General features: G+C 74.2%; 2 protein-coding genes. Both read left to right on the top strand.

The window, feature by feature from the left end; translation table 11 throughout:
* Positions 1-496 (top strand): hypothetical protein (locus tag ACYVE9_RS28805; RefSeq protein ID WP_461030823.1); only part of this gene is annotated, 496 nt, incomplete at its 5' end.
* A gap of 108 nt (positions 497-604) precedes the next feature.
* Positions 605-832, top strand: coding sequence for a hypothetical protein (locus ACYVE9_RS28800; protein WP_461030822.1), 228 nt, complete (start codon positions 605-607; stop codon positions 830-832).
* Positions 833-862: the final 30 nt, after the last annotated feature.

The raw sequence follows: 862 nt of genomic DNA, 5'->3' as shown, positions 1-862 counted from the left end.
CGGCCGCGAGCCGTCCGGCGACACCCTGGACCGGTCGGACGACGGGCCCTCCGGCCACGACGACACCGGCGCCGGGCAGGACGGCGACGGTCGGGACGGCGACCGGCAGGACGGCGACGAGCAGGACGGCGACGAGCAGGACGGTGACGATCGGGACGGCGACGGGCCGCGGCGCAGCCTGACCGTGTACGCGGCCGGTACGGGACCGCGGGACTGGAAGCTGGCGCCGCCGTCCGCCGAGGACGACCACTTCGTGCCGCCCGACCCGCCGCCGCCGCCCCGGGGCGACACCGTCACCCGCTTCGCCTGGTTCGCGGTGCTCGGCGGGCCGGCGTTGCTGTTCGGCACGGTGCTTTTCCAGCTGGACATGACGTGGTGGATCACCACGCTGGGGATCGGCGGTTTCCTCGGCGGGTTCGGCACGCTCGTCGCCCGGATGCGCGACGGCCGGGACGACGACGGGTTCGACGACCCCGGCAGGGGCGCCGTGGTCTGACGCAGCCGGAACGGCCACTTCGCTGCCGGGTCCTGGACATGTGCCGTGCCGTACCGCCGGGCGACGATGGTTCCGCAAGGAACAACCCGACGGATTGGGGGAACGGCCGTGCTGGATCTTCTGGTGATCTTCTCGGTGATTGCGTTGCTGACGGGCTGGATGGTCGTGGTGCTGCTGCGCCGCGATGCCGGGACCCGCACCCACACCGAGGAGGGCCGGGCCGTCGAGGCCGAGGCCCGGGGCAGGTTCGAGAGCCTCGCCGGCGACCGGCGCTGCATGGACGGCGTCGTGGCGTACGCCCGCGGCGAGGCGAACCGCAGCAGCCGCCGCTACTGACCCTGCCGGGAGCCGGGGCCGGCGAACGGT

The sequence above is a fragment of the Streptomyces sparsus genome (assembly GCF_054776295.1).
The sequence above is the reverse complement of the archived record's forward strand: the minus strand, read 5'-3'. Positions and strand labels throughout refer to the sequence as shown.